The 6,512-nt window shown below is 30.2% G+C and carries 3 protein-coding genes and 4 pseudogenes; 5 read left to right on the forward strand and 2 right to left on the reverse strand.

The genetic code is table 11. The features are described 5' to 3' along the window. Positions 1-19 precede the first annotated feature (19 nt). The 3 genes and pseudogenes from BLV68_RS13075 (at position 20) to BLV68_RS13085 (ending at position 3,853) form a co-directional block, all read left to right on the forward strand. Positions 20-1,050: pseudogene (locus tag BLV68_RS13075) on the forward strand (IS6 family transposase). Between the two features lie 975 nt (positions 1,051-2,025). Continuing rightward, complete coding sequence (locus tag BLV68_RS13080) at positions 2,026-2,625, forward strand: hypothetical protein (protein WP_093754561.1); 600 nt, start codon at positions 2,026-2,028, stop codon at positions 2,623-2,625. 133 nt (positions 2,626-2,758) lie between these two features. Further along, positions 2,759-3,853, forward strand: a pseudogene (locus BLV68_RS13085) (IS256 family transposase). A gap of 262 nt (positions 3,854-4,115) precedes the next feature. Here BLV68_RS13085 and BLV68_RS13090 read toward each other — a convergent pair. After that, the gene (locus BLV68_RS13090; protein ID WP_093754563.1) at positions 4,116-4,499 is read right to left on the reverse strand and encodes a hypothetical protein; all 384 of its coding nucleotides are present in this window, start codon (positions 4,497-4,499) and stop codon (positions 4,116-4,118) included. Positions 4,500-4,620: 121 nt separating this feature from the next. On the opposite strand from BLV68_RS13090, the pseudogene BLV68_RS13095 reads away from it, so the two are divergent. Then, positions 4,621-4,851: pseudogene (locus BLV68_RS13095) on the forward strand (IS1 family transposase); the annotation flags it as partial. Between the two features lie 230 nt (positions 4,852-5,081). Here BLV68_RS13095 and BLV68_RS13100 read toward each other — a convergent pair. Continuing rightward, positions 5,082-6,226 (reverse strand): IS3 family transposase gene (locus BLV68_RS13100; protein WP_093754565.1). Its coding sequence is split into 2 segments (ribosomal slippage): positions 5,082-5,986 and positions 5,986-6,226, totalling 1,146 coding nucleotides; the frame shifts between segments, so codons are not numbered across the junction. Between the two features lie 35 nt (positions 6,227-6,261). On the opposite strand from BLV68_RS13100, the pseudogene BLV68_RS13105 reads away from it, so the two are divergent. Continuing rightward, positions 6,262-6,512, forward strand: a pseudogene (locus BLV68_RS13105) (IS6 family transposase); the annotation flags it as partial.

A 6,512-nucleotide genomic window follows, 5' to 3' on the forward strand; every position in this document is an offset into this window, starting at 1 on the left:
CAGAAAGGATGAAGTCCTCATGCAAAAAATTCTACCAATTAAGTGTCCAAAATGCAATAATAAAGATTCTTTTTATCGCTATGGCAAAGATAGAGATGGTTATCAAAAATACCTTTGCCGTAAATGTAATCACCAATTTGCTCCTGATAGACCAACGTCTAAAAAGGTGCCTAAATACCCCCGTTGCCCTGTTTGCGGTAAAGCAACATTTCTTCATCATGATTATAAATATTACTCTAATTATCGTTGTTGTGATAAGAAATGTAATCATTCTATGTTTGTTCCTAAACCAAATAATATATTGCCTGCATCTATGTCTAAATTAGTTGGTAAGACTGATTTTAAACGTATGCGTTATCCTGTTCATATTATTTTTACTGCTTTATCTATGTTCTATCTTGGTAAAAATTCTTTTAGAAATATTGCTCAAATTCTTAGAGTAGTAAATAATGTTAAGGTATCTCATACTACTATTAGCAATTGGTGTAAAAAGTTTGCCCCTTATTTTAATAATATTGCTTTGGAACTTGTTCCAATGTTAGATTTTAATTCCGACGAATAGCATGCTGATGAAACTATTATAAAAATCGCTGATAAAAAATATTACATATGGTTCATTGTTGATTCACAAACTCGCTTTGTCCTAGGGTTTCATCTTTCACCACACAGAAATTCAGACCAAGCTTTTTCTTTGCTTAATTCTGTTAAAGATCTAGGGAAACCTAATGCTATTGTTAGTGACCGCTACAATGCATACAATGTCCCAGTAAAAACTGTATTAGGAAAAGATGTTAAACATATTCGTGTCGAAAGCTTTAAAGATGATATTTCTAATAATCTAATTGAATCTTTCCACCATCAATTTAAAGCTTGGTATAAAACAAAGCAAGGTTTCAATTCTTTTGAATCAGCAAATAACCTAATCAGCATGTTTATATTTTCTATAATTTTGTTAGGCCACATTCATCTCTTAATGGTTTAACTCCAGCCCAAGTTGCTGGATTAAATCTAAATGAAAGAGAGAAGAAAAAGTATCTTCTTGTAGCATAAATTTTGCTTTAATTTCGCCAAAATATTTTTCAAATGTACGTCCTTGAGATTGTCAAGGACGCGCTTTAGCGCGTTCATTTTACCCTTGACAATCTCAAGGCGGACTTTTATAATCGTCAAGGCGAAATTGAAAGTAATTTAAAGCAATTCTATAAAACATTGTGCTATTTTTTCATGTTTAGTTTACAAAGCCGATAAACATAATTTTAAAACATTCTAATATACTTCTTTATATCCTAACTTGTTAATTATTCTTATACATCGCTATCTATATATCCCCTCTGTCCCCTGTCGTTTTTATTAAACTCTTATCCATACTTCTCTAATAACAAACTATATTTCCTTAATGTTGATTCTTTTGCCCCTATCTGCTCCGCTACATCACTAGCACCATAAACCATATAAATTATATCATATGTCATATTATCACCCGTTGTAATATTCGACCTTTATTGCTTTTTTCCTTCTTTATTAAAAAAATAATATACCGCTATTATACCGTCATAGTGTTAGCAATAATAAAGTTATGGGGTTGTTTTTTCATAAAACCATGACATAATATTTCCCTATTCTGGCTTTAAATTTGCTTTTTTAAACCCCTTTGATTGCTTGTCGTCAATAGGTTTATATGCCTTCACTCCTGAAAACCCTTATAACGCTTTTTATAGCCTTTATTCCCCTTAATCCATTCCTTCACCTTCTTATGTATACAACACAGTAAATTTGTACAACAAATTTGCGCTATATAGTCACGCTTTAAAATATTAAAATCTATAAACTGTCTAAAGAATTATCAAAAAGTACAAATCCATTTATAAAAGTATCAATTTCTACAAATTCTAAACCTTTGCTACTTTTCAAAAGTAAAGCTTAAACTTAGACTCTTAAAAAAATTTTTTACTACATTCATAACCCGACAAATTTCTTATTATACTTATGTTACACTAATTATAACACTTAAAAGGAGGTATTTAAATGTTAAAAGAAAAAATTAAAAAATCTTTAAGTCTATTGATGGTTTTTAGTGTGCTATTAATAGGATTATCTCCAGCAACAGTAAATGCTCAAAAAGATACTCAAAATGAAGTAATAACCTATAACTTACCTGATGAAGTTATTGAAGAAAATTTCAAGAAACAAATTGATGAATATTTACAAAACTTAATCACGTTAACAGATCGCTCATATTATTCAACTGAAACGGTAGCAATTAAAAATGGAATGAGCTCTTACGGCGATGCTGGTGGTCAACCAAGAGATGGTTACGAATTTCCATATGGTGGTTCTTTTGCCTGGAAAGATGGATCAGGTCCATCATTAGATGTTAGCGTAACCATAGAAAAAGAACGTGTTAGTTTTACTGTTAATTTAGGTGAAGCATCCACTTCAGGAGTTGCGCACGTTAACGTTAATGTTCCAGGGCCTGGTTGGTATAAATTAAGAACTGCTAGAAGTTATCAAGTTAGAAAAGTTCATATCTATAAACATCATTCCGATGGTACTAAAGAACTTTGGGATGTAATAACACCACACGAAGTTACAGGAGTAAGTTTTCAAGTTGTAAAAACACGTTAGTATAAAAAAGATGGAGTAAATTTTACGAGACTGTGAAATAATTTATGTATGAAAATCCTCCAGGTTAAGGTAAAATAACTTAACTAGGAGGATTTTGTTATGGGAAGAAAAAGACCAGAAAGAAAAAATGCTAATGGCAGAGTTAGATGAGCATTTAGACTATGAATATGGAGAAAAACCACTTAGTCTTAACACAAGAAATGGGTATAGTAGCAAGAGGGTAAAAGGCTCTAATGGTGAGGTGGAAATCAAAATACCTAGGGATAGGGATGGAAGTTTTGAACCCCAAATAGTTAAAAAACATACAAAAGACATCTCAAACATTGAAAATCCGATAATTTCCATGTATGGAATGGGTATGACTACAAGAGACATATCTGCACATATTCAAGAAATTTATGGATTTGGGCTTTCAGAGTCAACAGTATCAAAGATAACAAATAAGGTATTACCAACAATTGAAGAATGGCTACAAAGACCGCTAGAGAAGCTTTATCTTTTCGTTTTTATGGATGCTATTCATTACAATGTAAGAGACAATGGAGCGGTAGTAAAAAAGGCCGTATACGTTGTTTTAGCATATACAATGGATGGCTTAAAAAAAGTATTGGGTATGTATGTAGGTGAAAATGAAAGTTCTAAATATTGGCTAATGGTATTAAATAATCTAAAAAATAGAGATCTAGAAGATGTATTGATTTTTGCAACAGATAATTTACCTGGTTTTAGCTAAGCAATAACAGCAGTATATCCAAAAGCTGAGATCCAAAAGTGTATTATTCACCAAATCAGAAGCTCCACTAGATATGTAAATTACAAGAATATACGTGAATTAATAAAAGATTTAAAAACAGTATATAAAGCAAATACTGAAAAGACAGCATTAATCCAGTTAGATTATTTTGAAGATAAATGGGGTAAAAAATATCCTAGTTGCGTATCTAGTTGGCGTAATAATTGGGCTGAATTATCAACATTTTTCAAATATCCACCAGAAATTAGAAAGTTAATGTACACAACAAATGCAATAGAAAATTTTAATAGACAATTAAGAAAAGTAACGAAAAACAAGACAATATTTCCAACAGATTTTTCTTTAGAAAAGAGCCTCTATTTAGCAATGATAAATGCTACATCCAAGTGGACAACCAGAATGAGGGGTTGGGATCAAATACTTGCTCAGTTAAATATATTCTTTGAGGATATCTTGAATAAGCAGGAAAAATAAAATATGGATTTGATGGATAATTGCTTTGCAACTACCCACTACCCTACATTTACTACTACTATTAAATTATCTCTCTCAATAAAGATGCTGTAAAGCTTGACAGCTTAGTTTTATTGTATAAAAATATATTAAACTTAGTAAACTTAATCAACACTCTTATTGAACCTAATAATTTAAGATTTTATTTTAAATTAGTTTTTAAATTTTATCAAAATTCCTTAACCTGGAATGGCGAAACACAAACTATTTCACACTACCAATTTTACTCCATCTTTTTTTCTTTTAAATTTACATTTACCATTGTTTGATTACTTATCTTTTCTAACTGCATAACATTCTCAAAATTACTATTAAATAAATAAAATGATTCATCGTACCAAAAAACAAAATAAACATTTTCTTTTACTTTAAACACATACATATTTTCACCAACTTTATTATATTCTGTATTTATATAATAATTATTATTAGATATTCTTAAAATATTATCTTCAAAAAAATTAAAAGTTAATCCATTACTCTGATAACATCCCCTTATAAATCTTTCATAATTTTTTGGTGAAACTATCTTTATAAATAATATAATATTGATAAGCATTGATATGCCTAATAATAAAATAAACAATTTCTTTTTAAAATATTTCATATTTTCCTCCTTTAAGATAAACATCGCTCTGTAAACTTAAATGAAAATTGAGGACTTCAATCCTCTGTGGTACAATGTTTTTGCCATAAAACAAATACCTCCCAGAAAGGATGAAGTCCTCATGCAAAAAATTGTACCAATTAAGTGTCCAAAATGCAATAATAAAGATTCTTTTTATCGCTATGGCAAAGATAGAGATGGTTATCAAAAATACCTTTGCCGTAAATGTAATCACCAATTTGCTCCTGATAGACCAACGTCTAAAAAGGTGCCTAAATACCCCCGTTGCCCTGTTTGCGGTAAAGCAACATGTCTTCATCATGATTATAAATATTACTCTAATTATCGTTGTTGGATCTATGTCAATAGTTTGGACAAAAATTTAGGTTTTTTTGTGGTTATCCGCCACCCTTGACAAACCATTCATAAATGCTCTTGAATTTTTACCCGAAGGCGACAAACTCAAAGCAAGCTATACTATCTTGCCTTCGTGATGGGGCATTGTAGCATTTATTCATTAGTTTATCAAGGGCAAGCCCTTCGGGTGGCTAGTGTTCCCTCAGGCTTAAAATCTAAAGCAAGCTATGCTACTTTACATAAATACTCATATTCACTTGGAGTCATGTAATTAATTGATGAATGAATTCTTTTTCTATTATAAAATCCTTCTATATATTGAAATAACACTAATTTAGCATGATTGTAATCTATAAACGTATTAAGATATACACATTCTTTTTTAAGTATTGCATGAAAACTTTCTATACAAGCATTGTCATAGGGACAACCTTTGGCACTATACGATAGTTTTAATTCCTTTAATTTTACTGCTTTACGATATTCTTTTGATGTATATTGTGAACCTCTATCTGAATGTATAATTAAACCTTTAGTGGGTTTCTGGGTAGTTATAGCATTATCTAATGCCTTTAATACTAAGGATGTATCCATGGTCTTTGAAAAACTATATCCTACTATTTTTTGGGTATGCAAATCTAAGATAGACGCTAAATAAGTCCACCCATCTTTTTGAGTATGGATATATGTAATATCAGCTACCCATTTTTCATTTATCTTTGTAGTTGTAAAGTCTCTATTTAAGAGGTTTTCACCTTCTTCATAAACTTTCTTAGTAGACTGTGGTCTATATTTTTTAACTACAATTGATCTAATACCAAGCTTTTTCATATGTCTTTGAACTCTTTTAAGGCTAATTTTTTCATAACCCTGTGTTTTTAATTTTTCACGAATTTTAGGAGCACCATATACTTTACCACTTTCATTATATATTTTTAAAATATCTTCTTGTAGCTTCTTGTTTTCTTTTTTCCACTTATTTTCAGGCTTTTCTTTTTGTTTATCATAATAGGTGCTTCTAGGATAATCGAGTAACTTACACATAGTATCTATGCTATGTGTATCAGAGTTATCTTTGATTATTTCAAATATATTATCAGGGTCTATTTGGTTGCGAATATAGCCATAGCTTTTTTTAATATTTCTACTTCCTCCTTAAGTCTTGCATTTTCTTTTTTAATCTTTAGAATTTCTTCAAGATTAGTAGTATCACCTTTTACTTCAATAGGGGCCTTTTTCTTTACCCAACCACGTACTGTGCTTTGGCTTAGGCTATATTCGTCTGCTACTGCTTTAACTGGTTTTCCTGATAATACTAATTCTGCAATCATAGTTTTAAATTCATCTGTATAGGTATTTCTCTTAGACATTTATGGACACTTCCTTCCTCATTTTTAGTATACAGAAAACCTTATTTTGTGTCCATGGTTATATACTAACATCATGTTGTGATAAAAAATGTAATCATTCTATGTTTGTTCCTAAACCAAATAATATATTACCTGCATCCATGTCTAAATTAGTTGGTAAGACTGATTTTAAACGTATGCGTTATCCTGTGCATATTATTTTTACTGCTTTATCTATGTTCTATCTTGGTAAAAATTCTTTTAGAAATATTGCTCAAATTCTTAGAGTAGTAAATAATGTTAAGGT

This window comes from Tepidimicrobium xylanilyticum (assembly GCF_900106765.1).
Lineage (GTDB): Bacteria > Bacillota > Clostridia > Tissierellales > Tepidimicrobiaceae > Tepidimicrobium > Tepidimicrobium xylanilyticum.